Origin of the sequence: Nitrospira sp. T9, assembly GCF_052156535.1 — a bacterium.
Lineage (GTDB): Bacteria > Nitrospirota > Nitrospiria > Nitrospirales > UBA8639 > Nitrospira_E.
The window spans coordinates 20,677-45,815 of the sequence record NZ_JBQKUP010000021.1 but is presented as its reverse complement, the minus strand read 5'-3'; the positions used below and the strand labels follow the sequence as shown (position 1 = coordinate 45,815).

Genomic DNA, 25,139 nt, shown 5'->3' with positions numbered 1-25,139 from the left:
GGTGAAGGTTAGAGGCGAATGAGCATGGCGCCGATTGCCAGTCCTGTAAGAACAATGAGAATGGTGAGGTACGTCGCCACGCTTCGGTCTGAGAGCCAATCGGTTTGCCAATGTTTCGGATAGGTGGTTTTTCCCGAAAACATCCAGTCTTCTTGGTACAATCCCATTCCCCTCTCGAGTTCAATTAATTGTTGTTTGGCCATTCGGTGTCGAGTGGCTTGTTGAAGAATCAGATAGACCACAAACCCTGACAAGATGACCACACCGGAAATCGTTAACCATCGCATGGTGGGGTCGGGGTGTCCAGGGGACACCACGGCGATGATCATGATCAAGAATACTAATACTGTATTGTGTATTACCGACAACCGGCTCATGTATTCCCGCCGCCGGAGCACCTCGTTTTTAAATAACGGATAGAGCATACGAATGGTTTCGAGTTGCGCCTGGGATAATTCCGGGTTGGTGTGTGGTGAGTCAGGCATGATTCGGGTCCCGCCACCTCAAGAGAGAGGCAGGTGAGCGATCATCCACTTGGCCAAATGGGTGGTCATGAGACGAAAATCTTCAGGCCGTCCGAATTGATGGTTGGCACCGGGAATGAGACGAAAATCCTTGGGCACGCTCAGAGACGTCAGTAACCGATCAATCTGATGAACGGGAATGATTTCATCTTGAACCCCGTGGACAATCAGTGTGGGGGCTTGAATGCGCGAAGCTGAGTTGTAGCCGTTATAGGTGAGACATTCCTCGAAAAAGGCATACGGCAAGGGTGTCGGAAGTTCGCCACCGAAGACGTCGGGTATGTGGTCGGTGCGTTTCCATCGGTCCATGGCGTCTGCTCCCAATTCCAGGCGAAGCACTTCAGAGAAATCCACCACGGGGCATTTTAGGCCCAGGGCCTGTAGGAGAGGATATCGGGGGGCCGAAAGAATAGCCATGAATCCACCAAAACTGGATCCAATGAGTCCGAGCGCCTTCATGGATCTTTCGGTGAGAAAGCGGACGGCCGAATCCAGTTGTTCCTCACATTTTTGGATGCGGAGGTGGGACAGGGGCTCCGGTGAGTCACCCATGCCATACCAATCGAATCGAAGCGTCGCGATGGATTGAGGAATGAGAAGGTCCGTCAACCGCCGATTGGTTCGACTGTTTTTATCGGAGGGAAATCCATGACAAAGGATCACCGCTCGATGCGTGGAAGCAGCCGGTTGAGCGAAAATCCCTGTCGTCACGATGCCGGATGAACCGGTAAAGCTGACAGAAGCTTCAGTCCTCCCATCCCAGCTTTCTGTGGGCAATGCGGTCTCCACGAGTTGGCTATGCTTGCAGAAAGTAGAAGTGGTCGGTCGGGCCATTTCCCTGGCCAAGAGAAAGGCCGTGACGAATGGCCTCAGTCGTATAGTGTTTCGCGGCTTCAATCGCGTCGGGTATGGGTTTCCCCTTGGCCAGGTTGGCGGCAATGGCAGAGGCCAGGGTACAGCCGGTTCCGTGAGTTGTATTCGTCTGAAAAAATTCCCCCTTAAACATGCGGAAAAATCTGCCGTCGTAAAGTAAGTCGGTTCCCGGCTGTTCCAGCAGATGCCCGCCCTTGATCAGGACATGTTGGCAGCCGAATTGATGAATGACTTTCGCCGCCTCTCTGGCATGGGCCAGAGTCTTAATGGTGAGGCCGGATAACATTTCGGCTTCGGCAATATTTGGGGTCAGAAGGGAAGCCTGAGGAAGCAATTCAGTTTTCAGTGTGGCCATCGCTTCCTGTTCCAGGAGTGGATATCCTCCTTTTGCGACCATAACCGGATCAACAACCAGATGCTCGAGGGGTTGTTTGGCCAGATGCCGACTGACAATTGTGATGATGTCGGAGGTCGCCAGCATCCCGGTTTTAATCACGGTGACAGGAATATCGGAAAAGAGCGCCTCGAGTTGTGCGGTAATGATCGAGATAGGCAAATGAAAAACGGCAGAGACGCCGCGCGTATTTTGTGCGGTAATGGATGTTACCACCGACATCCCGAACACCCCGTTCGCGGACATGGCTTTCAGATCGGCTTGAATGCCGGCCCCTCCACTACAATCAGAGCCAGCGATGGTGCAAACAGCTTTTTTCATGAGTGTCCGCGAGTGAAGAATGTGTGGACGAACGGTGAGTCTAGCATGTCATATTCTGAGGATCCAGGGATGCCGCATTCTAATAATTAGTACGCGTAGAAATCCTGCTGTTCCAGCTTACGTCTGAGGCCAGGTGTTTTTGCGTATTTTTTCTTGACATTAAAGGAAAAATATTTCATGGTGTTTGATTATAGAGTCACTCCTTGACGAGCCGGTCATTCCGGGCTTTTCAAGGATAGATGCTGTATGGAATCTCCCCATTCTTCAAAGTCTTCTCCTCCTTCCGATGAAGAAATTCATCGAAAGCGCCTGGGAGATCTGACGCTTTCCCTTGGGTCTTCCCAAGGGTCACCTGGACAATTATCTTCGAAATCTGAAGCTTCGAGCCATATTCCCCGATTGCCAGAGACTCGCCAATCCAAGATGCCCACAGGTACTCCACAGCCGGATTTGCAGAAGGAGTTGCATGCTCTCCGACAGCAAGTTGAGCGGTTCATTCTGGCCTCTCAGGGGTCTCGTGAGGGGTTGTGGGTGGCTGAAATTCGTCCGGATATTCCCTGGTACTCTCCAGAGTGTCCGGTGTGGTACTCCCCTCAGTTTATCGCGATGTTGGGGTATGAGGAATCTGAGTTCCCGGGAGTCATGGGGAGTTGGGAGCAACGGTTACATCCTGACGATCGGGAGCGTGTGTTTGAGGCCTTAACCAATCATATTGAAAAAAGGATTCCCTATCATGTGGAGTCCCGATTACGCACGAAATCAAAAGGTTATCGTTGGTTTGAGGCCACAGGGGAGGGAACCTTTGATGCCGATGGCCGGTTACTTCGAGGAGGAGGAACGATACGCGATATCACGGAGCGCAAGTTGGCGGATGACATATCAAGGCGGAATCACGCTCTGTTAGATGCTGTCCTCGCAGAAATGAGTGATGTGGTCTATGTTAAGGACCAGGATGGTCGTTACCTCCTGGTGAATCCTTCGGGCGCGGAGATTATGGGAAAGGCCATCCATGAGGTCGTCGGAAAAACCGATGAGGAAATATTCGGCACCCAGCCGCATGCGTTGTTTGTCGAGGGGGATGACCATGTGATGCAATCTGCGGGGACTCAGACCTTTGAGGTCGAGGTTCAGGAGCAGCATCCTGTGTCCCGAACGTTTTTAGTGACCAAAGACTCATTTGGCTCTTTACCGGATGGTCAGAACGGGGTCTTGGGTTTTGCTCGCGATATTACGTTCCGAAAAGCCGCTGAACTCATCATTCAGGAACGAGAAAAACGCTTCCGGGCCATTATGGAAAATGCCTATGATCTGATCACGGAAACCGATGCCGAAGGACGATTCCTCTATGTGAGTCCGAATTTCAAAGAATCTCTTGGGTACAGCTCCCAGGATCTGCTTGGCACGAGTGTCTTTGCCCCGGTGCATCCTGAAGATCGAGACAGAGTGGTGGAGGAGTTTTGTCAAGGCATGAAGACCAACGGTTCCGGCCGTTCGGTCTACCGCTATCGGCATCAGAATGGGGAGTACCACTGGTTTGAAAGCACCGGACGAGCCTTTCAAACGGCGCTTGGAGAACTGCGAGCTGTCGTGATCTCGCGAGATATCACACAGAGAAAACAATGGGAAGATGCGCTGGAGGCGATTGTTAAAGGCAATGTGATCCCCGGCTCTCCAAATTTCTTCGAAGTCCTTGTCGGTGAATTGGCGAAAGCGCTTCAGGTGCCCATGGTGTTTTTGTCGGAGCGGATTGAGCCAAATGCCAGCAAAGCCCGGACATTGGCTTTTTGGAACCACGACCAATTTGAACCTTCAACGGTGTATGAATGTCTGGGGGGACCTTGCGAACTCGTACTTGGGGGTAACCCTGTGGACCAGCCTTCCGGTGTTCAACAACTTTTTCCTCGCAGTGAAGCGATTCAAGCGTTGAGAGTTGAGGCGTATTATGGAACGCCTCTTTTCAATTCCAAGAATGAGGTCGTGGGAAATCTCGCGCTTTTGGATACGAATCCGCATGTACTTTCCTCTCAAGGGCATAATCTTTTGAAGATTTTTGCCGCACGGGCAGGAGCGGAACTTGAGCGCAAGCGGGCACAGGAAGAAGTCCAAAACAGCCAGGACAAGTATCGTGAACTCTACGATCAGACTCCCTTAATTTATTTTACGGTGAATTGTCAGGGGATCATTCTCTCCGTGAATCAATATGGGGCTCAAGTGTTGGGATATCGGGTTGAGGAATTGCTGGGCACCTCTGCGTTTTCCGTGGTCTATGAGGAGGATCGTGGCCTGTTTCAATCAGGTCTGGAGAAGGGGTTGCGTGAATCCACAAAAGGTATTCTTCCTGAATTCAGAAAAGTAAAAAAGGATGGGACCATCATTTGGGTGAAAGAGACGATTCAGGCCATTGAGAAACAGTCAGGGCCTCGGGTGTGGTTGCTGTCTTGTGAGGATATTACAGAGCGGAAACGCACTGAAGAGGCTTTATTATTGAGTGAGATGCAATTGCGGCATACCCAAAAAATGGAGGCAATTGGTACATTGGCCGGGGGCATTGCCCATGACTTTAATAATATTTTAGGTGCGATCCTGGGATATTCCGAATTGGCGATGGCCTATGCCACTCAGGATGAACGCTTAAAATCCTATCTAAACGAAGTAGTCGCCGCCGGGAATCGGGCCCGTGATCTTGTAAAGCAAATTTTAGCCTTTAGCCGGCGCTCGGAAAAGGATAAAGAGGCCATTGATCTGCGATTGGTTATTGGGGATGTTCTGAAAATGGTCCGTGCCAGCTTTCCGTCCTCGATTGAAATTCGAACGTCTTTGGATCTTGAGTCCACGGTGATTTATGGTGACCGGACGCAAATGCAACAAGTGATTATGAATCTGTGTGCCAATGCGGAATATGCCATGCGGGAAGAGGGCGGTCTGTTGGAAATAGCCTTAGGCCATGAATGTATTCCTGAGGAAGGAATGCCGGGCCCGGGCTTATGCAAAGCCGGTTCCTACCTTCAGGTGGTGATTCGTGACACCGGAAAGGGCATTCCTCTCGAAATGGTCGAGAGAATTTTTGAGCCATTTTTTACCACAAAACCTGCCGGGGAGGGCACGGGGCTCGGGCTGGCGGTTGTTCACGGGATTGTCCATAACCACGGGGGTGGGATTGCGGTGTCCAGTCGTCCGGGGGAGGGTACGACCTTCACGGTCCTCCTGCCGCGCTTGGATGTGATTGCGCCGGACAAACCGGAGGAAGTCATTGCCTGGCCGACCGGGTCGGGAAGGGTCTTATTTGTGGATGATGAAGAAATGCTGACGCGCTGGGGGACACAATTTCTCAGCCATTTAGGCTATGCCGTTGTAGCAAGCGTCAATCCATATGAAGCGTTAGATCTGTTTCGAGCACACCCCTCGGATTTTGATGTGGTCGTGACGGATCAAACCATGCCGACGATGAGCGGGGAGGCCTTATCTCGTGCGTTGCTAGGTATTCGAGCGGATATTCCCATTCTGTTGTGTACGGGGTTTAGCCACACCATGACTCAAGAAAAAGCCAAGCAACTCGGCATTCGGGCCTTTTTGATGAAGCCGGTCAACGGACTGTCTCTGGCTCTTGCGCTCCGGGACATCCTGGGTAAGGGGTCCACACCGGACTCGACTCAAACTGCCTAAGGAAATAATCCCGCAATAATCCCCATCCATAGTTTCTGTTTTCAGCTCCTCAATCCTCCCTGAGAAATTGTCCGACCCTTTCGCCGCATGCCAACGACTCATCGGCGCCTTGGCCGGTCATCCTCCTCCGTCGTTGGTTATCTCACCTCAATCTCGATGGAATCCGATGTGGCAAGAAGCGCATGGCCATGATCGGCCACTGGACCATGATCTTATGCTTTCCCGTGTGCCTTTTGGTATTGGCCGTCGACAAAGCCTGCACGCGGTCGCCTTTGGTCCCTTTTCCAAGGCAGACGTCAGTCCTACCGTTGATATCAAGATGTCGCCATTTCGCGGAGAGGAAATCGTCGGCTGAGATCCTTCATTTTCCGGCCGAGGCCGGCACCCCTCCCATGGCCATCATGCTTCCCACCATTGCCACTCGAAACCGCCACGACCTCAAACGTCTCTCCGTTGTCTTCGCAGGTGTTGTTGAATCAAGGGTTCTGTGAGATTCTCAATCCGGAGATTGTGCCGAAAAAATTGGCACTGAATACCATGAAGCGCGAAATGCGAATGTCCCTCAGGATGGGCACCGCCAATGAACAATGACACGAGTCTGGTGAGATTCCGGAAGAGACAGGCTTTCTATAGAAACCGACGAAGGTGAGGGAGCCCACGCGAACGGAGCGATTATTGCGAGATCTTAGTCTTGGGAAGTTTTTCGCCGATGTATAGGTACAAACGTTTCAAAGATCCTATTGAGCCGGGGTTCGTCCCGGCGGCCGAAGTCCTTTTGTTTTGGCAAAAGAAGCCAAGCAGCGGTCGCGCTCATCGAGACGCACTATGCAAAGGGACGCGCCGTCCGGCCTCATCGGAGGGGACGGACGCGAACTATGGAAGAGCGGGCCAACTCGCGGAGCCTGTCCTGAGTTTTATCGAAGGGCTCAAACAATGCTCGCCGGTGCATGAGAGCGTCCATCCCTGGGTCCGGCCAGCAGGCGTCGGAAGGGGAAGGGGAGAGGAATGAGAAATGTGGGAGATTCCAATAATGCCTGACGTCGGCTTCACGGCTCGGCCATGCCAAAGGTCGGGAGGCATACTTGAGACCGAGAAATTTTTAATAGTTTTGTAAACCCGAATGAGTACATTGTGCAACTAATAAGCTGTATTTTTATATTATTGACTCTTTTGCCTCTTGAGGGGGAAGCAATGGCACGCTGGTCGGGTGCGGGACGGATTCATTTTTTTGAAAAACCAATACCCTTAAGAATTTACGAAGATGCTCAACGTCTGGGTAAAGAGCAAGGTGCTGATGCCCATTCATTTTTTATGGGCAGAGTCCAAATTCTTACATATTCAACGACTGCTGAAAGAACTGTGGAAGAACTGATCATAAAAATCATTCAGGTTTTCGATGGAGAGATTCCCAAAGAAGAGTTTTTCGTGAAGCGTTGGATCAGCACCATTGATGAAGGATTACCAGACATTCCTGTGAATAAGTTTTATTACATTATGGGAACGTTTATAAACGGGGACATCCAGTTGCTTTCGACATCGGTTCAGGAGTTGACTGATTGCGGATATTTTAAGAATAAATAGTCAAACATATTTTTTAAGAAGAGAACATCTTTTATGACCTAGGCAACCATTCAGGCTGCGTTGAAGTTTTGGAATCCTGGGTGATCCTTGGCCAACCAACAATGGTAGTCAGCCGTTTAGTCTTACTGAATCTCTATTCTCAAGTCTCGCTTCATTAGCATCGATAGGATCTAAAATGCCTGGTGCAGTTGAGGCCGCCCTGCAAGTACGCCAGTTCCGAGGAAGAATGATGCCCCAAAAACATGATGTGCGAAAAAGTTTGAGGTTTTCGAGAAAAAGACTGTTCGGTTTAGTTTGCGCCTTTTTCATCATGCTGTTTGTACCGAATGTTGAGGCACTTACGGATCCAATTAGGTTGAATCAGACATTTTTTAATGCACCTATTCTTCCGATTCCTTGTCAACATGATCGTAGCAATAACAAGTTTCTAGAAACAGATCTCTTCGACCCAATTTTTCAAGGTCAAGAGGCCATTCTTGACAATTTAATTCACCACAATCGCCGGCCTCCGAACATACCAATCACAAAGGACCTTCGTCAGGCTACTCTTGCAGCTACGCCTGTCCCGTCTGTTTATCATGTGGGAAACGAAATCCCAAAGTGCCATACCGATCGTGCCTATGAGATATCGAAATCCTATCAGAGGTTAGTTCGAACAATAGGAATCTCGAAGTGGTATTTCTTTGACGAATCTCATCTTCCGGAGCTTCTTCCTTTTTTTGAAAGGATAGGACATTTTCTTGAAAAATATGAACCAGGGACGCATGCGGTATTTCTCGCCAAAGTTGAAATTCTTGGATATTCGGGGATTCGCCTTACCCCTGATTCTTCCGGGGAAGAGGTGACTGTAAAAGTTCTAGAGGTAGTAAAAGGGGATCTTCCAAAAAGTACCTACGTTGTTAGGACAGATGCGGGAAATCTCACGAAAGCTGATGTTCCCCCCGATTATTTTGTGAATAAAGTGCTATACATTATTGGTGAATATCACGAAGGCAACATTCGGTTGTTTATGTTCGGAACGCAGTCAGAAGTGAGGGCAGGCCCCTGGGTGCGACAAGGGACAGAAACCATTAACCGCTAAATGGAGATCAAAATATGAGTTGGGATGATGTACTAGTCGCAAGGAATTTTTGGAATATGCGATGTCGGATGAGTGGACGATCCCAGAAACTGGAATAGATGAGACCATTATTTCGTGTCGGGGAACAGAGGGTTGAGCCGGGGTTCGTCCCGGCGGCCGAGGTCATTCGGTTCGGCAAAAGGACCCAAAACCAGGGACGCCCCGTCCGGCCGAATCGGATGGGACGGACGCGAACTACCGAAGAGCGGGCCAACTCGCAGCTCAGACAAGGCCCGCATCCCTGGGGCCGGACGGCAGGCGTCAAAAAGTCAAGAAGGAGGGACATTCAAACAATGCCAGTCTTTGGCTGCACGGCTCGGCCTCGCCACCGGGGAGGCTACCGTGGCCGTATCTGTCAGGTGTGGTCGAGAATCTGGGTTGGTGCGGAGTCTCTCCAGCCAAGCAAAGAGAATGCAGGAAGGCTCTGCTCCACGTGAGGAAGGATTCCTGAGGGGAAAGAAATGTTTTGGATATCCTGCAGGCAGGCAGAGCATCCAACACATAAGTGTCCCAGGATGGAGTAGCGAGACATGAAAAAAATTCTGCTTATCGGTGCTTTGGTGTTGGCGGGGGTGTCGGTGGCCTATTGCCAGCATTTTTGGTTTCCCCACACGTGGCATCAAAAGATGACGCTGGAGGTAGAGGCTGATGGGCAACGGTATACGGGATCTAGCGTCGTAGAGGTGAGTTGGCGTAAAAACGATCCGATCGGCGCAGCCAATGGTCCAGAGTGGATCGGAGGAATACGCGGCGAAGCTCCCTATTTGGAGGTTCCAGGACACGGGGTCCTCTTTGGATTAATAAGCTTTGCAGGAAATTCATCGTATGCGGCCGACTTGGCTACCCAGGTCATAACCGACTGGAAAGGGTGGGCACGTGGCCCACAAGAATTTTCATTAGCCAAAACTGCAGAGGGACAAACGTTGACTATTCCTCATGATCGGTATCCCCTCCTGGTGACGTTTAGCGATATTACCGATCCAAAAACCGTCCAACAAGTCGATTCAACTAACCTGGCGGCGACGTTCGGGCCAGGGGTCTCACTCAAACGCATCACGCTGGAGATTACGGATGAGCCGATGACGGAGGGGAAGATTGAACAGGTGTTGGGGTGGTTAGGACCTCATCCGGAACCAACGTTAGGGCATTCAAAAGATATTTTTAATCCAATTTTTGCTGCTACTGTTCACCACGGAGATTTCATAAGGAGATAACTATGGCCATACCTTCCGAACTCATGTACGCCATTCTCGCCATGGATTACAACCGAATATATAACCCAGGAATCTCGGGTTTGTCTGCAGTCTCCGATGGTTCAGCACAAATCGCAACAACAACGATTTCTTTCAATCTTGATAATGCATCCCTGACGGCGCAACCATAGCCGCCGGTTTTTATGCGGTAGCGTATGAGTGGGATGGAGAGACGATTATTTCGTATCGGGGAACAGAAGATTGTGCCGAGGTTCGTCCCGGCGGCCGAGGTCCTTTTGTTTCGGCAAAAGGACCCAAAACCAGTGACGCCCCGTCCGGCCTCATCGGATGGGACGGACGCGAACTGTGGAAGAGCGGACCAACTCGCATGGTTCAAACAAGGCCCGCGGGAAGATCAGAGCGTCCATCCCTGGGGCCGGGCGGCAGGCGTCGAAAGGGGAAGGGCAGAGGGATAAGGCTTTGAAACATTCAACCCATGTCAGGTGTTGGATACGCGGTTCAGCCGTGACTCAGGCCAGGCTACGGTGGTCAAATCTGCCTGGTATAAGCGGGCATTTCCAATGGCCCATTATTCTGGTCAACGTTTGCAAAGGGAGGTATTCTGCACTTATGCCAATTGAGCAATTATTAACCCGCATCACGATGGATCCTCAGATTTGTCACGGAAAACCCTGTATCCGTGGGCTCCGGTATCCAGTGGATTGGTTGCTTGAACTCATGAGCAGCGGTATGTCAGCCAAGCAAATCTTGACCGACTACCCGGACTTAGAAGAGGCTGACCTACAGGCCGCTTGTGCGTTTGGGGCACGCCTGGCGCGGGTTCAACGAATTGAGCCGGTGGATGGGTGAAATTCCTAGTCGATGCGCAACTTCCCCAACATCTCGCCCAGGTATTGACGGTTGCAGGAGACGACACCCTCCATACCCTGGACCTTCCCGGTGCCAACTGTACGCGGGATGAGGAATTGGCCGATCTTGCCGCCCGGGAGAATCGCATCTTAATTACAAAGGATGCCGATTTCGTCACTACCTTTCACCTGCAACACCGCCCACCAAAGCTCTTATTGGTCTCTACCGGCAACATTGAAAATGCTACCCTCCTGCACTTGTTCGTCACGAACATCAACTCCGGCTTGGGCAACACGTCATTTGTGAGTCCAGCTGAGGCTAAACCAATTTTGCCTCAGAAGTGCTCTCGTCTCATATAAACTGTCTGGATCCGCAAGCATGGGATCTCGCCCGAAGGAGCCAAAAAATAATCGGGGGCGTGTTCCGCTCATGCGGCCGGAAAGATTCGGATGCCAATCGCCCGGTGCGGGCGTGGGAAGCATCTTCGGCTTGAGTAATGGGTTCTTGAAAAAATTGAACCCTCGGGTTCTATCCGTTCGCCGCGGACCTGGCCTCCCGAAAACTCAATCGAAAAGTCGGAATGGAAGATTGGCCCTGCGGATAATCCTGATGCACTCCAATATGGCTGGACACAACTCGGGAATCCCCAGAGCCCACCGACGCCCAAAATCAGAAGGTGGACCCGGACAATGCGATAAAAAGAAGGGCGCGACAATGGAAATATTTACAATGAAAGATAGTCGCACCGTGCCTTGATGAATGTTATCCATTCGTCAGAAAGATGAGTTTCTCTATCCAAATAGACCCTACCAAATTTCAATCCCATCCCTTTGGGGAATGCCCAGAATATTCAAACCGGTTGTATATCGTAGGAAGCCTCAATGGGGCACCTTCATCACCAACATATGCATACTTGAAAAATATTTGCACCCAGCTTGAAGGTATTCCACGAATAGAGGGTAATAGTCGGCGGTGCATGTTCAGCGGTCAGAGAAAAGAGAGAGTAAGGCCGGTGTGAACTGTTCACTTGAGGAGGCCTTTCATGGCAGAGGTGCAGACTAAAATGCATGAGCCAAACATGCCATTCACGGGAGGGAAACCGGAATGGCATCAGTTTCTGGACCCGTCTGCTCATAAAATTTTCGTGTGGGATAAGAAAGGCGTTTATCGAGATTGTTTGTTCCTCAATCCCATATATGGACATTTCCTGGGTGGCAAGAAACTCAAGGGAAAGAAAATTTCTGAAGTCTTAGGGAAAATGGAAGCCAAGGCGGTACTCAGTAAAATCAAGCAGGCTCTGGCCTTTCGGGAGCCCGTTCAGACGGAGATAAGATGGGTGACTGATTCCGGAACTTTTCAGACGGTCATTCGATTCTTTCCTATTCTAGATTTGGTCATTGGGGTAGTGATCGATCGACCGCTTTACCGTGCAAGCATGTCGCCGGAAGGCCTACAAACCGTTAGCAACGGGAAGAGTCAAAATTGGCACGTAAGAGCGCCTTTGACCGAACGCGAATGGCGAATTGTGGAAGAAGTGAAATTAGGCAAAACCAATAAAGAAATTGCGCAGCATCTTGGCATCGCACCACGGACGGTGAAGTTTCACATCTCCAACATATTTGCAAAACTCCACATATCAACTCGGGAAGCGTTAAAGGAGGCGAGCCCATTGACCCTCACTCGTCCCGGCAACATCTTGGAACTTCCCCAGACTGTTATACATTAGGGAAGTCCTGGGAAATGCGGCGGTTCTTTACCTAACTATTTTCATAGAGATCCCAACATTCAGCGAATGGCGAGCAAAATATTAACCACTAAGACGTGAAAAAAAGGAGACAATGATGACTCACACACCAAGTGAAGCCCCCTTCAGGGCTGAGAGCCAGTTTGCCGGTAGTGAAGGAGCACTCAATCAACATCATGGAACAGGTCAGCTCACTAATAACGGATCTACATCAAATCCTTCTGCCCTGGATCCTAGTCAACGGGCCCGTGTCGCCACGGCGACATTTGGAGAAATTGTGGCCTTGCTGAGCTTCTCGCCCGTGTTCAAGCATCTGAGCCTGGGTGATCTCGAATGGCTGGTGATCCCGGCCCTGGCAACCAACCAAGTCACGGTGGTGCGGGGGAAAGTGAAAGATCAAAAGGAGCTCATGATTCCCATCGGATTAGCGCTTTGGGCGCATGTCTCGGAGGATGTGGACAAAAAACTGGACGGACAACAGAAAGCACATATGCCCTTTCGCCTGGCGCCGCAGGACTGGAAGAGCGGAGAGATCCCCTGGTTATTGGCGGTGCTTTCGTCCAAGGAAGTCTCACAAGCTCTAGTCAAGAAATTGGAAGACTCCGTCTTTAAAGGTAAACAGTACAAGCGGTATGCATTGATGTCTGATCGGGCCCATTCGGTTCAAACCTCACCGACTCCTTCCTGAGAAGTGAAAAAAGCATTTGAGCGAATGACCACACCATTATTTCTATAGGGAAGAGGATGTGTGTGCCGGGGGCCGCCCCGGCAGCCTTCCCTTTAGGCGCAAACCACTGGAGCCTGTCCTGAGCCAGATCAAAGATCTCACACAGCGCGTCGTTCTCTAAAGTCGGCTGCACAAGTCGGCCCCATCACACGCCCTCTATACAGCTATCGGACACCAAGGCAATCGTTGAATTGTTGATAAACCATTATCCTTCACAAGCCTGCCGTGCCGTAAAACTATGTTGAATCTTTGCCTAAGTAGTTCTTCCCTGTACCATAGGACAGGTTTATTTTTTAGGAAACTATGCTACGTTTCCTCGGCTTCGCTAAAAGAGAAATTTAAGAAAGAATGCAAGCGCAATGGAAAATCCCATCATACAGCGAGATATGACAGATCGGATGAACATGCTTTATGTCTTTTTTCACATCGCTGATGAGAGAAGATTTTAATAATGGAACAGACCGCACAAGAAACCTTGACGGCACAGATGCCGGTGCAATCCAACGGTGGAATAACCAGTCATGAAGAAATCACAGGTCATAACGAGGGAACGAGGCAGGAAGGTTCTGACTTGACGCAAATCCCTGCTGCAGATGAGGCAGTCCAACGGGCTCGGGTATTTGGGGAGATCGTGGCCTTGCTCAGCTTCTCGCCCGTGTTCAAGCATCTGAGCCTGGGTGATCTCGAATGGCTGGTGATCCCGGGCCTTGGCCACCAACCAAGTGACGGTCGTGCGCGGGAAGCTCAAAGACCAGAATGGTCTTTTGGTACCCATGGGCTTAGCACTCTGGGCACATGTCTCGGAGAAAGTAGATAAAACGCTGGAGGCGCAACAACAAGCGAACATCCCGTTTCATCTTGCGCCTCACGAATGGAAGAGCGGGGGAATTCCTTGGCTGCTCTCTGTACTGGCGCCCAAGGAGGTGGTTCAGGCCTTGGTGAACCAATTGGAGACGACGGTGTTTAAAGACAAAACCTATAAACAGTTTGCCTTTGGCCAAATGGGAGAAGGGTTCCAGGACATAGAGAAGGAAAGCGAAGGCACATCTCACATGGTTAAAGCCACAAACGTGTAATTGGGCGAGAAAAACGGATTGGACCCGGCACGGACGCAGGGCATCCAATATATAAAATTCCAGGAGGGAGTAACGAGACATGAAAAATATTATGCTTATCGGTGTTTTGGTGTTAGTGGGGGCGTCGGTGGCTTATTGTCAGCACTTTTGGTTTCCCTACACCTGGCATCAAAAGATGACGCTGGAAGTTGACGTCGATGGCCAGCTTCATACGGGGTCGAGTGTGGTGAAAGTAACCGTGAGTGACAGCGATCCGTTGACGAAGGGCCTAGGATTTTCATCCCAGTTTGGGGCGAGAGGGGAAGCGGCTTTTGTTGAACTTCCAGAAGGAAAATTTTTGTTTGCTCTGCTCGATGGCGGTCCTCCCGATAGTGGTCCGCAAACCAATGCCATCAATATCTTTAAAGATCAATTGCCACGGCGCGGCGATGAACGTTTTGCGATCGTAGAAAAATCACGATTTAAAAAAGAAATTCCGCGGTCTCTCTATCCCCTTCTGGTAACCTTCACAGATATCATCGATCCTACGACGGTAAAGGTCGTCGATCCGGACAATTTAGCGGAAACATTTGGGTCAGGTGTCTCACTCAAGCGCATCACGTTGGAAATCACCGACGAGCCGGTGACGGAAGGGAAGATCGAGCAATTTGGTTTTATGGGAATTCTTAAAAAACAGTCAACTCTTTCTGGTTTGGAGTTTTTCAACAAAAATTACCCGGATCCGGTTAATTACTTAACGAACAAGGCATTTAAAACTGGAGAATAGAAATGAGCCCTTCTTCTGAACTCATGTATGCAATTTTAGCAATGGATGCCTATAACCGCGGATATAATCCAGGCATGACTGGTTTGGGTGGCCTGGGATCCAAAATTGGTACAGCCACAATAAGTACTGATTCTGAAACCACAACAGCAACAAAAGATACTGCCCAAGCAGCCGGCTTTTATGCGGTGGCGTATGAGTGGGATGGCGAGACGATTATTTCCTATCGGGGGACTGACAACCTGTTTATTCCAGGTTGGATTGATGATTCCGCAGGTGGGAATGATCTGTGGAATGGCTATGGCACGGGTCTTGGTGACCCCATGACGGAACAAGCTCGTCTGGCTGCAGAATTTTATCAGGCAGTCACTGGAACTCAAACTGGTGATCCTCTTGCTGGGTCAGCCACCTTAACGGGGCATTCATTAGGCGGTGGCCTTGCCGGCTTTGTTGGGGCGTTGTATCACGAGAATGTGATGTTGTTCGACAATATGCCGTTTGAGTTGGCAGCAAATAGCGCTTACACGCATGCCAATTCTGGCGATGCGGTGTGGCAGCCGCTTCTCGATGATTTGTATAACGGGTTAAGCCCTTGGACGCCATTGATTGCCAGTAATTCCCAGGAAGGGTATGCCGTGACCGGAGAGTTTTTAGCGGCCTTTCGGGGATTGCAAAATACACCTGTCACATACCTGGATAGTCACGCAGGATTTGAATATCCCGACAACCTACATTCTCAGGCATTATTAACCATGTTGATATTTGCTGAAAATGAAGAGCATGTCGATTGGGCTAGTATTGGAGACGAACTTACCAATGCCTTGTTTAACCGGAATGTGGCTGATCAAGCAGGCTATGATCCAAAGGGAACGAATGGACACTATGATGAGGAATACAAACAACTCACAGCGATTGCCTATTCGGCGCTTGATGAGGGCACCCTGGTCTTTGGCAACACAGGTATTCGAGCTCTGTATAACGATGCTGACGCGCTCGGAAAATTGGTGACGGAAGACAAGCAACCCCTTGGTTTCGCCAACACTGTTCCTCATTTAGCGGAGGCCATCGTGCAGTTTGCAGGGCAAATGGCCTTAGGAAAGGTGACTTACAATGCACAAAGTGTCAAACAACCTGAGCAGGGTTTTCTCACGGTAGAAGGCGAGGGGCGATTACTCAAGGCCGATTTGACCGAAGGCTTGTGGACCTTGAACGACCAGGGTGGGGAAAACAATAATACCGTGGTCAAGGTCAAAGGAATTCAGTCCATGCTCGATCCCTTCTTTACCTATGATCCGGCAGCACCGGTGCTACTGGCCGGCATGCAGCACTTATATGGGAGCAATACGGTCGACGACTCTAGTGTAATTAACCGCATTGATTTTGCTTTGGGTACCGATGCGTTGAATGTGGAATTAAGTGAGCCCGAAGCCAATTCCGAAACCTCCAATCCAATCACCACCAGTTTATTCGTCGGGTTGGGCACTGATGATCAGGTCAAAGGCAACAAAGACAATAATATGCTGTTGGGGCGTGATGGCAACGATCGTCTTTATGGACGGGAGGGGAAAGATATTTTGCTGGGAGGGGAAGGTGACGACACCCTCTTTGGCGGCAGCGGCAACGATGTGTTGCATGGTGGCGAAAATATGACCATTTTCCCGGCTGACGGCACTGACACCGCGGATTATTCTGAAGGAAACAGAGGGGCACCGACCCCGGGTGGGATCACCGTGCGGTTGGACTTAGGGTCGGGGGCGGCGATTGAGGGCAAGCATCCGGTGTGGGTGGAGAATGACGGGTATGGAAATATCGATTATTTGTATTCTATCGAAAAGATTGTGGGCACCGCAGTTGGCGACACGGTGCTCGTTAATGGGGGCAATAGCGTCCTGCAGGCTTCCAGTTATGCGCTCTCCACTGGCAAGTTGGAGATGGATGGAAAAGATGGAAACGACACCCTAGATTTTTCGGCCTTCGCCGGGACGCTGCAGGCCACCAAAGCTACCAATGGGGATATTAGCGTGGGCGATCTGACCTTTAAAGATTTCGAGATTCTCAAAGACACTGACAGTGGGGGAATCATCGGGAAGGGGACCGGCTTTTCCCAGAGTGCCTACACGGCGGTGTCGGAAACTGTGAAAGAAATTTGGGGTAATGGGGGCGATGATCGGCTCGTCATTGGGTCCAAGGGTGAGAAAGTTGATGGTGGAAGCGGCAAGGATTGGGTCGTAGCCATCGGGGCGTCCAACGCCATATTAGATGGTGGTTCGGAGGATGACATCATTCTGTCGTTTGGTGGGCAGGACAACCAACTGTTTGGGGGAGCGGGCGAAGACACACTTTTTTCCCTAACGCCAGGAACGCGGATGACGGGTGGGGACAATGCGGACACCTTTTATTTCTCTCACAACACGCGGATCGAAGATGCCACAGGGGAGGATCGAATCTCGGCTTTTGGCGCATTTGATTTACATGGCGGCTTTCGCTCAACGGCCTCGGAAAATCCCTGGGCGTATGGCGCCTCTTTCTTTCGCTACGGGATGAATGGCGACGGCGAACTGGTTATCGAAAACGTAATAGGCAACTTGTTTAGTTGGGGAGCGACCTATGTGGCCAATGCCGAGGTGAGTCCCTTTGTGGCTCAGAGTGAGCGCTCCGCCGGTATCATGGTCTTCGAATATGAGGCGGAAGCCATTCTTCTGATCAATAACGATACCGGCAAAGGGCTCTATGAATTTTACGAGCTGGTGTTCGGATATATGTTCAAGGCGTTGTTAGGGACCTCCTATTTTGCCGGGGTGGACCCGTTGGTGCTGGATTTGGACGGGGATGGACTGGAGCTGACGGCACGGACGAATCTTTCCCCGGTGTTTGATTTGGATGGCGATGGCTTTGCCGAGCAAACCGGTTGGGTGCGCCCCGACGATGGGCTCCTGGTCTATGACCTGAACGGCAATGGGCAGATTGATGATATTGGAGAATTGTTCGGCTCTCCGACCACCTCCGGATTTGCCGAACTGGCCGCTCACGATGCCAATGCCGATGGGGTGATCGATGCCAATGACGCGATCTTTTCCAGTCTGCGCGTCTGGCAGGATCTGGATCAGGATGCGGAAGTGGATGCGGGCGAACTCTCCACCCTCAGCGACCTGGGCATTGCTTCGCTCTCTCTGGCCGCTACACCGAGCGGTGTGGAGAATACCACCAACCTGGTGGCTGAAACGGGCAGCTTTTCACGGGTTGATGGAACCACAGGGCAAATGGCCGATGTGAAGTTTCGTCTGAACAATTATGACTCGGTCTGGTTAGGTGAGACGACCGTCGATCCTTCCGTCACGCATCTTCCCAATTTGAAAGGACATGGAACCCTCGCCGATCTGCACGTGGCCATGACCCTGGATTCCACCGGGGCCCTGCAGTCCACCTTGGAAACGACATTGCCTACGCTCAACATCGTGGATCTTGCCACACTCCGTGAACGGGCCATGCCGGTCTTGGAAGCATGGGCGGATGTGCAAATGGATGTGAATGCTCCGGTGTCACCGGCCAAGCCGGACGTACATGCCTTTGTGAATCGGACCGTTGAGGGTACCGACATCGTGGATTTTGCTGTTCAGAGCCTGTCCGGGGACTGGTATTTGGCTAGCGGAAAGGTCGTTCGCGATGAGAATGGTGTGGCCATTCCCGAACCGACCCTTGGCGATATTCTGGCATTCCTTCCCGGCGAGGAGGGCGGATGGGAAATCATTCAAGGCACGCAGATCGCATTCTTGGAACGGTTTATGGGGGAAGAGATTCCTATAGATCAGGTCGAACCCGGCAACCAGGCAGCCATTTCCGCGTTTGAAGGTATTTTGGATCTCATGGTATCGCGTCTGGATGCCTTGGCCGTGCGGTTGGCGGCCCAGGGACCTCTTCAACCCTATTTTGCATCGGTGGAATATGACGTGGAAGCCGATGCCCTTCAAGCCACGACCAACCGGGATCTGGTGCCCATGTTCGAGGCGGTGTTCGCCGGGGCGCCCGGCTCCGCGCAGGGAGACCAGGATTGGCTTTCGGCATGGAATGAAATTTTCGACGTGGTGTTTGAAAATTTTCAACGGTTCGGCGGCACCCATTTGCAAAACACCCAGTCCTTTCTCTTCACCAATATCGTCGCGGCCTACGAAAATGTCGGGTTGGCGGTCGATGTGAAAACCGCTGCTGTTTTGCTGGGCGTTCCTGAAGAGCTGATTTTTGTAGGTAATGGAGAAGTGGTCGGAAATTCGGGAACCAATATTTTCTACTTAGAAACCGGAGATCAGGTGCTCAAAGGGGAGGCCGGACACGACATCTATGTGGTCGGCCGGAATTTCGGGCATGACGTGATTGATGACTATGAAGCTCCTCTCACGGAAAATTCCGAAGATGTCCTTCGATTTGCTCATTACAATCCCGAGGATTTGACGTTTACCCGCGACGGCATCGACCTCGTGATCACCGTGAATAATACGACAAATGAACTTCGGATTCTGGAGCAGTTTATCGGGGAGAAACCGCATCTGTTTGGCGGCAATGTGAATCCTGACCGCGGCATTAACGAGATTGTGTTTGCGGACGGGACGGTGTGGCGGTCCTTTGATATTGCTGAAGCGGTCTCGCGACCATTAGCCGCCGATCAAACGATAACGGGGACCTGGGAAGCGGATGTTCTCGATGGGGGTGGCGGCAACGATGTCTTATCGGGTGGGGACGGCGGCGATGTGTATTTCTTTAATCGAGGGTATGGTCACGATCTCGTCATTGATGAGTTGACCTATGTGTTGGTGGATGATCCGGACTTTTTGGTATTCGGCCAAGGGGTCACCCGGGATGATGTGTCGTTTTCCCGCGTGGGCGATTCCACGGACATTGTGGTGACGATTGATGACACGGGTGAGACGATCACCATGCAGGAATTCGCCGAAGCCACCTATACCGGTCCCTTCGGCACGCAGTGGTTTAACCGCATTGAACATGTGGTATTTGCCGATGGTACGTTCCTTCAGTGGTATGAAATATTGGAACAGGTGGTGGCCCAGCAAGCGACGACCGGGGACGATACGATCTATGGATTTTCCTATGAAGATGTGTTGGATGGTGGCGCGGGAAATGATTTTCTTTCCGGCGGGAATGAAAATGATACCTACGTGTTCAACGTGGGCTATGGGCATGACACGATTCACGAAAATATGACGCGAATCAATTCCGGTCAGACCGACACGGTGAGGTTTGGGTCAGGTGTCCAATTGAATGAGGTGACGTTTGGCCGAACCGGAAATAGCGATGATTTGGTCATTGGTGTCTCCCCGACCGACACCCTCACGATTGAACAGCAATTTACGGCAACCTATACCGGGCCCTTTGGCACTCAATGGATGGAGCGCATCGAACGCTTCGAGTTTCAGGTGGACGGGCAACTGGTCACGCTGACCGCCGACGATGTGATTCTCAAGGTGTTGGAACAAGCAAGTACGGAGGGTGATGACATCATATATGGGTTTGATCGGGAAGATGTACTGGATGGAGGCGCAGGTAACGATTTCCTCTCCGGAGGAAATGAAAGCGATACGTATCGTTTTGGCCTTGGTTACGCACAGGATACGGTTGAGGACGCGCACGACAATATTCTGAGCGGGGACAATGATCGGATCGAATTTATCGGAGCACTTACCCCCGATGATATAACTCTGGTGCGTTCGGGTGTTGATCTGGAGGTGCACTTAGCGGATGCCTCCGTCCTGACTCTTGCAAAGATGTTCGATGAACATCCCGTTATCAATCTGAATTTCAACCGTATCGAAGAATTTTATTTTGAAGGACCGGATATCCTGCTCACGAATGAAGACATTATGCTGCGGTTGATTGATGAGGCTCAGACCAGCGGAGATGATGTGGTCTTAGGATTTAAATGGGATGATCGGCTGGACGGTGGGACCGGAAATGACCGCCTGGAAGGGCAGTTGGGCAGCGATACCTATGTGTTTGGGCGGGGCTACGGTCACGATGTGGTGTACGACATTGGAGGCAACCTTGATGTGGTGGAGTTCGCAGCGGATCTCGCGCCTTCCCATGTTCGTGTCGAGCGGGGGGCTGGCGTGAGCGATGTACGATTGATCATTAATGACACGGGCGACACCCTCACCCTTGAGCAACAAAATACCTACTTTACCCTGGGGCAACCGCCATACCAAATTGAAGAGGTTCGTTTCGCTGACGCGACGGTGTGGACCGCCAATCAATTACGGGCCAAAGTGTTGGAGGGAGAACGCACGAATGGTGATGACACCATCTATGGGTTTTTCACTGCGGATATCCTGGATGGCGGTGCTGGGAATGACCGTCTGGAGGGAGGAGTCGGTGGAGATACCTATCTGTTTGATCGAGGCTCGGGGAATGATGTGGTGTTGGATGATAACACCAATATATTTTCGACTGATCCTGACACCATTCAATTCGGAGGAACACTGATCCTTGATGATTTGCTGGTCACCCGCGTGGGGAATGATCTCCGTCTCGAAATCCAGGATACGGGGGAGTCTATCACGGTTAAAGATCAGTTTTATTCTTCCTACCGTCTTATTGAACGGTTTGTCTTTTCCGATGGCCAGGTGGTGACAGCCCAAACGATGGAACAAATAGCGGAAACGGGTTCCGGACAGAGCCCAATTATAACGGGAACCAATGGGGATGACACGTTAGTAGGAACGGCCGATGCTGACATCTTCGATGCCCAGGTTGGGAATGATGTGCTCCAGGGTCTTGGAGGAAGTGATACCTACCGTTTTGGCGTCGGATATGGGAGCGACACCATCCAGGAAGTAGGCCTGTCAGGGGACCAGGATCGTATAGAGTTGGTAGACCTACATCCTGTTGACGTTCGGTTGGAACGTGAAGGAAATGATCTCAGGATTGTGTTGGTAGCAGGTTCCGATATTCTCAACGTCGTGAATCATTTTTCTTCACAAGGAACCGGGATTGAACAACTCGAATTTACAAATGGAGAAGTTTGGGATCGAACCCAGATCCAACAAAACTCCGTATATCCGGGCACCAGTGGGTCGGATAATCTCGTCGGAACAGCCGAGGCGGATGTCTTTCTCTCAAGTGCCGGGGACGATATCGTGGATGGGAAAGAAGGCGGTGATACATATTATTATGTCAGCGGTCATGGCCAAGATCAATTTTTGGATACGGGAGTGCAGGGCGGAGTGATAGACACATTGTACTTAAGCGATTTGCTCCGTACCCAAGTATCGTTTGCCCGGACAGCCGAGGATGTTCTGATAACCGACAACGCCACCCAACAGGTCATACGCCTGACGGGACAGTTTACTTCATCTGAGAAAGGTCTGGAACGCCTCGTATTTGCGGACGGGGAAGAATGGAATCGTCAGGCGATGCAAACCAACATCACGGTGTTTGTGGGAGCGATCACTGGCACCTCGGCCAGTAATACTCTGAATGGGACTTCGAGCAACGATGTTCTTATCGGGCGCGAAGGCAACGATCTGCTCTATGGCCTGGATGGCTCGGATATGTACGTGTTCACGCGGGGGGACGGGCAGGATACGATCGACGACAATGGGTTAGCGGATACTGATGTGCTTCGGTTGCATGGGTATACGCCGGGGGAGGTGCTATTGGGCCGGTCGGGCGCCACGGCGACGGTGGTCCTGACCTTCGTGGGGACGGCGGACAAAATTACGTTAGTTAATGAAGTGAATAGTCTGCAGGATACGATTGAACAGATTCAATTTGACGATGGGACGATCTGGACGGAAACGGATTTACGGACCCGGTTGATGACGGAAGCGACGACGGCGGGCAATGATTCGATCAGCGGCTTTACGACGGACGATGTAGTGGTGGGCGGCCTGGGCAACGATCTGCTCTATGGCCTGGATGGGTCCGACACGTATGTGTTCACGCGAGGGGACGGGCAGGACACGATCGACGACAATGGGTTAGCGGATACTGATGTGCTCCAGTTGCATGGGTATACGCCCGATGAAGTCAGTTTAGGAGGGAATGGCATAGCTGGAACTCTTGTGCTCAATTTTGAAGGAACCTCTGACCAGATTACCCTCGTGAATGAAATCAACAGTTTGTTTGACACCATTGAACAAATTGTATTTGACGACGGCACGGTCTGGACGGAGGTAGGTCTTCGGACCCGGGTGATTACCGGAACTGCCAATGGAGAGACCTTGACCGGCACCGCCAATTCGGATTTGCTGACCGGATTGGGAGGGGCTGATGTGTTGACCGGTGGAGCCGGCAATGACACGTTTGTCTTTCGGGGATTGGCAGTGGGCCATGACACCATCACGGATTTCAGCGGTGGAGCCGGCTTAGAGGATCGGATTGAAATTGATACCTTTGATTCCTTTGATGAGATTTTGACCGCGCTCTCACAAAATGGGACGGATGCCGTGATCACCATCGATGCCAATAATTCGATCACCCTTGCAAATGTTGTGACGACCGATCTTCATCAGGATGATTTTCGGTTTGTCTAATTGCACACGATGAATTCCTCCCTTTCGAAAGGGCCTGGGCCAGCATCTCCGGTGGCCGAGGCCCTGACTCTCCGTACGACGACTTTTCTGTCGGTAGGTCTCATCAGCTTGGTCATTAATATGCTGATGTTGACTGGTCCGCTCTTCATGCTTCAAATTTATGATCGTGTGCTGACTAGCCGAAGTGTGCCCACTCTCTTGGTGCTGTCGGGTTTGGTGGCAGGCTTGTATCTTTTTTTTGGTCTGCTTGAAGGAATCCGGGCTCGGAGTCTTGCCCGGGTCGCAGCGTGGGTGGATTCGCGTCTATCTTCACAAAGCTTAGAAGCCAATATTGCTCTCTCTCTGCGGTTGGGTGATCACTTTCGAGATCGGGATTCCGTAAGGGATTTAGATGCGGTTCGGCAGTTCTTATCCGGACCGGGGCCTGCTGCGATTTTTGATATTCCGTGGATGCCGGTCTATTTGGGTCTGATTTTTATCTTTCATGTGTATCTGGGCTGGTTGGCCCTGGCAGGAGCTTTGGTCATTTCGCTGCTCATTGGCCTGAATGAAGTCCTTTCCCGGCAGCCAGCGCGGGAGGTGTCCATTTTTGTAGCCCGCCGAAATGCTATTGTGAATGCGACACGCCGTAATGCCGAGGTACTAACCGCCATGGGGATGATAGAAGCGTTTACCCGTCGATGGAATTTACAGAATTCGGATTATCTGAAGGTACAGGAGCAGGCTATTGACCGGGCCACGTATTTTTCCACCACTATTAAGTCCTTTCGATTTCTTTTGCAGTCTGGGGTACTTGGTCTAGGAGCTTGGCTGGCCATCCAACAAGAAATCTCCCCTGGAGTGATGATTGCCGCTTCTATCATTACTTCCAGAGCCCTGGCCCCGGTGGAACAAGCGGTGGCTCATTGGAGAGGGTTTGTAGCCGCTCGCCAAGGAGGGAAGGCCTTGTCAGATGCTCTTCGGATTCCACTGCATCATCCACTTATCATGCAGTTACCCGCCCCTAGGCGGTCGTTGGATGTGCAACAAGTAGCAATTGCGGCTCCCGCTGAAAGGATCCTGCTGGTGCAGGGGGTAAATTTTCACCTGGAGGCAGGGGATGGGCTAGGTATTATTGGACCATCGGGATCTGGGAAAACCAGCCTTATTCGCACGTTGGTTGGTGTCTGGCCTCCCATCAAAGGAGCGGTGCGGTTAGACGGGGCTGAATTGAATCAGTGGGATCGAGGTATGTTGGGGAAGGCTATAGGTTATTTGCCTCAGGATGTCGAGTTATTTGATGGCACAGTGGCAGAAAATATTTCACGGTTTGATCCGAGTCCTGCATCCGAAGATATTCTGATTGCAGCGAGAGCGGCTAATCTCCACGATATCCTGACGGCTTTGCCCAAAGGGTATGACACCATAATTGGGGAAGGTGGCAACCGGCTTTCGGCAGGATTACGCCAACGGATTGCATTAGCTCGTGCCTTGTATGGAAGCCCATTTCTCATTGTCCTCGATGAGCCCAATTCCAATTTGGATGCGGAAGGTGATGTCGCACTTCGAGAAGCCATTCGCAGCATGCGCGTTCGGGGAAGCATCGTAATTGTCGTCGCGCATCGTCCAAGCGCTATTGAGCCGGTTGATCAGCTTTTGTATCTGCGAGAGGGAAAGCAGGTGGCCTTTGGGAAGAAGGCCGATGTGTTGTCCAAGGTCCTGAGCCCCTCTAATGATTCTGTCGCCTTGCATGCGGGGGCATTGTGACTGA

General features: G+C 51.2%; 18 protein-coding genes. 15 read left to right on the top strand and 3 right to left on the bottom strand.

Features of this window, described 5'->3' with window-relative positions:
- Positions 1 to 8 precede the first annotated feature (8 nt).
- Genes ACTRXD_RS02035 through thiD form a run of 3 tightly spaced genes read right to left on the bottom strand, consistent with a single transcriptional unit; the run spans position 9 to position 2,112 of the window.
- Positions 9 to 485, bottom strand: coding sequence for a hypothetical protein (locus ACTRXD_RS02035; protein WP_442430199.1), 477 nt, complete (start codon positions 483 to 485; stop codon positions 9 to 11).
- An 18-nt stretch (positions 486 to 503) separates the two neighbouring features.
- Positions 504 to 1,301, bottom strand: coding sequence for an alpha/beta hydrolase family protein (locus ACTRXD_RS02030; RefSeq protein ID WP_442430198.1), 798 nt, complete (start codon positions 1,299 to 1,301; stop codon positions 504 to 506).
- A 19-nt stretch (positions 1,302 to 1,320) separates the two neighbouring features.
- Complete coding sequence (thiD, locus tag ACTRXD_RS02025; RefSeq protein WP_442430197.1) at positions 1,321 to 2,112, bottom strand: bifunctional hydroxymethylpyrimidine kinase/phosphomethylpyrimidine kinase; 792 nt, start codon at positions 2,110 to 2,112, stop codon at positions 1,321 to 1,323.
- A 246-nt stretch (positions 2,113 to 2,358) separates the two neighbouring features.
- On the opposite strand from thiD, the gene ACTRXD_RS02020 reads away from it, so the two are divergent.
- The 15 genes from ACTRXD_RS02020 to ACTRXD_RS01950 all read left to right on the top strand — a co-directional run bounded on the left by ACTRXD_RS02020 (position 2,359) and on the right by ACTRXD_RS01950 (position 25,135).
- On the top strand, positions 2,359 to 5,775 hold the full coding sequence (locus tag ACTRXD_RS02020; protein ID WP_442430196.1) for a PAS domain-containing hybrid sensor histidine kinase/response regulator: 3,417 nt from the start codon (positions 2,359 to 2,361) through the stop codon (positions 5,773 to 5,775).
- A 166-nt stretch (positions 5,776 to 5,941) separates the two neighbouring features.
- Complete coding sequence (locus tag ACTRXD_RS02015; RefSeq protein WP_442430195.1) at positions 5,942 to 6,130, top strand: hypothetical protein; 189 nt, start codon at positions 5,942 to 5,944, stop codon at positions 6,128 to 6,130.
- Between the two features lie 354 nt (positions 6,131 to 6,484).
- Complete coding sequence (locus ACTRXD_RS02010) at positions 6,485 to 6,784, top strand: hypothetical protein (protein WP_442430194.1); 300 nt, start codon at positions 6,485 to 6,487, stop codon at positions 6,782 to 6,784.
- 182 nt (positions 6,785 to 6,966) lie between these two features.
- Positions 6,967 to 7,356, top strand: coding sequence for a hypothetical protein (locus tag ACTRXD_RS02005; RefSeq protein ID WP_442430193.1), 390 nt, complete (start codon positions 6,967 to 6,969; stop codon positions 7,354 to 7,356).
- 175 nt (positions 7,357 to 7,531) lie between these two features.
- Entirely contained in the window at positions 7,532 to 8,437 is a 906-nt protein-coding gene (locus tag ACTRXD_RS02000) for a hypothetical protein (RefSeq protein WP_442430192.1), read from the top strand.
- 569 nt (positions 8,438 to 9,006) lie between these two features.
- A complete protein-coding gene (locus ACTRXD_RS01995) occupies positions 9,007 to 9,690 on the top strand; it encodes a hypothetical protein (RefSeq protein ID WP_442430191.1) in 684 nt (227 codons plus the stop codon).
- A gap of 2 nt (positions 9,691 to 9,692) precedes the next feature.
- Positions 9,693 to 9,860, top strand: coding sequence for a hypothetical protein (locus ACTRXD_RS01990; RefSeq protein WP_442430190.1), 168 nt, complete (start codon positions 9,693 to 9,695; stop codon positions 9,858 to 9,860).
- Between the two features lie 439 nt (positions 9,861 to 10,299).
- Positions 10,300 to 10,539, top strand: a complete 240-nt coding sequence (locus tag ACTRXD_RS01985) for a DUF433 domain-containing protein (RefSeq protein ID WP_442430189.1) — start codon at positions 10,300 to 10,302, stop codon at positions 10,537 to 10,539.
- Complete coding sequence (locus ACTRXD_RS01980) at positions 10,536 to 10,898, top strand: DUF5615 family PIN-like protein (protein WP_442430188.1); 363 nt, start codon at positions 10,536 to 10,538, stop codon at positions 10,896 to 10,898. Before ACTRXD_RS01985 ends, ACTRXD_RS01980 begins: the two co-directional genes overlap by 4 nt.
- Positions 10,899 to 11,581: 683 nt before the next feature.
- A complete protein-coding gene (locus tag ACTRXD_RS01975; RefSeq protein ID WP_442430187.1) occupies positions 11,582 to 12,265 on the top strand; it encodes a response regulator transcription factor in 684 nt (227 codons plus the stop codon).
- 112 nt (positions 12,266 to 12,377) lie between these two features.
- Positions 12,378 to 12,971, top strand: coding sequence for a toxin-activating lysine-acyltransferase (locus tag ACTRXD_RS01970; protein ID WP_442430186.1), 594 nt, complete (start codon positions 12,378 to 12,380; stop codon positions 12,969 to 12,971).
- A gap of 746 nt (positions 12,972 to 13,717) precedes the next feature.
- Positions 13,718 to 14,086, top strand: coding sequence for a toxin-activating lysine-acyltransferase (locus ACTRXD_RS01965; RefSeq protein WP_442430185.1), 369 nt, complete (start codon positions 13,718 to 13,720; stop codon positions 14,084 to 14,086).
- Between the two features lie 79 nt (positions 14,087 to 14,165).
- Complete coding sequence (locus ACTRXD_RS01960) at positions 14,166 to 14,852, top strand: hypothetical protein (protein ID WP_442430184.1); 687 nt, start codon at positions 14,166 to 14,168, stop codon at positions 14,850 to 14,852.
- A 2-nt stretch (positions 14,853 to 14,854) separates the two neighbouring features.
- Positions 14,855 to 23,389 carry a calcium-binding protein gene (locus ACTRXD_RS01955; protein WP_442430183.1) on the top strand — a complete coding sequence of 2,845 codons (8,535 nt, stop codon included), beginning with the start codon at positions 14,855 to 14,857 and terminating at the stop codon, positions 23,387 to 23,389.
- Between the two features lie 9 nt (positions 23,390 to 23,398).
- Positions 23,399 to 25,135, top strand: coding sequence for a type I secretion system permease/ATPase (locus ACTRXD_RS01950; protein ID WP_442430182.1), 1,737 nt, complete (start codon positions 23,399 to 23,401; stop codon positions 25,133 to 25,135).
- Positions 25,136 to 25,139: the final 4 nt, after the last annotated feature.

Bases quoted from the DNA above. Each gene is read 5' to 3' on its own strand.
- ACTRXD_RS01955 (WP_442430183.1), top strand. From the start codon at position 14,855: ATGAGCCCTTCTTCTGAACTCATGTATGCAATTTTAGCAATGGATGCC.
- ACTRXD_RS01985 (WP_442430189.1), top strand. From the start codon at position 10,300: ATGCCAATTGAGCAATTATTAACCCGCATCACGATGGATCCTCAGATT.
- ACTRXD_RS01960 (WP_442430184.1), top strand. From the start codon at position 14,166: ATGAAAAATATTATGCTTATCGGTGTTTTGGTGTTAGTGGGGGCGTCG.
- thiD (WP_442430197.1), bottom strand. From the start codon at position 2,112: ATGAAAAAAGCTGTTTGCACCATCGCTGGCTCTGATTGTAGTGGAGGG.
- ACTRXD_RS01990 (WP_442430190.1), top strand. From the start codon at position 9,693: ATGGCCATACCTTCCGAACTCATGTACGCCATTCTCGCCATGGATTAC.
- ACTRXD_RS01975 (WP_442430187.1), top strand. From the start codon at position 11,582: ATGGCAGAGGTGCAGACTAAAATGCATGAGCCAAACATGCCATTCACG.
- ACTRXD_RS02000 (WP_442430192.1), top strand. From the start codon at position 7,532: ATGCCTGGTGCAGTTGAGGCCGCCCTGCAAGTACGCCAGTTCCGAGGA.
- ACTRXD_RS01970 (WP_442430186.1), top strand. From the start codon at position 12,378: ATGATGACTCACACACCAAGTGAAGCCCCCTTCAGGGCTGAGAGCCAG.
- ACTRXD_RS01995 (WP_442430191.1), top strand. From the start codon at position 9,007: ATGAAAAAAATTCTGCTTATCGGTGCTTTGGTGTTGGCGGGGGTGTCG.
- ACTRXD_RS02020 (WP_442430196.1), top strand. From the start codon at position 2,359: ATGGAATCTCCCCATTCTTCAAAGTCTTCTCCTCCTTCCGATGAAGAA.
- ACTRXD_RS02005 (WP_442430193.1), top strand. From the start codon at position 6,967: ATGGCACGCTGGTCGGGTGCGGGACGGATTCATTTTTTTGAAAAACCA.
- ACTRXD_RS01950 (WP_442430182.1), top strand. From the start codon at position 23,399: ATGAATTCCTCCCTTTCGAAAGGGCCTGGGCCAGCATCTCCGGTGGCC.
- ACTRXD_RS02010 (WP_442430194.1), top strand. From the start codon at position 6,485: ATGTATAGGTACAAACGTTTCAAAGATCCTATTGAGCCGGGGTTCGTC.
- ACTRXD_RS02035 (WP_442430199.1), bottom strand. From the start codon at position 485: ATGCCTGACTCACCACACACCAACCCGGAATTATCCCAGGCGCAACTC.
- ACTRXD_RS02015 (WP_442430195.1), top strand. From the start codon at position 5,942: ATGTGGCAAGAAGCGCATGGCCATGATCGGCCACTGGACCATGATCTT.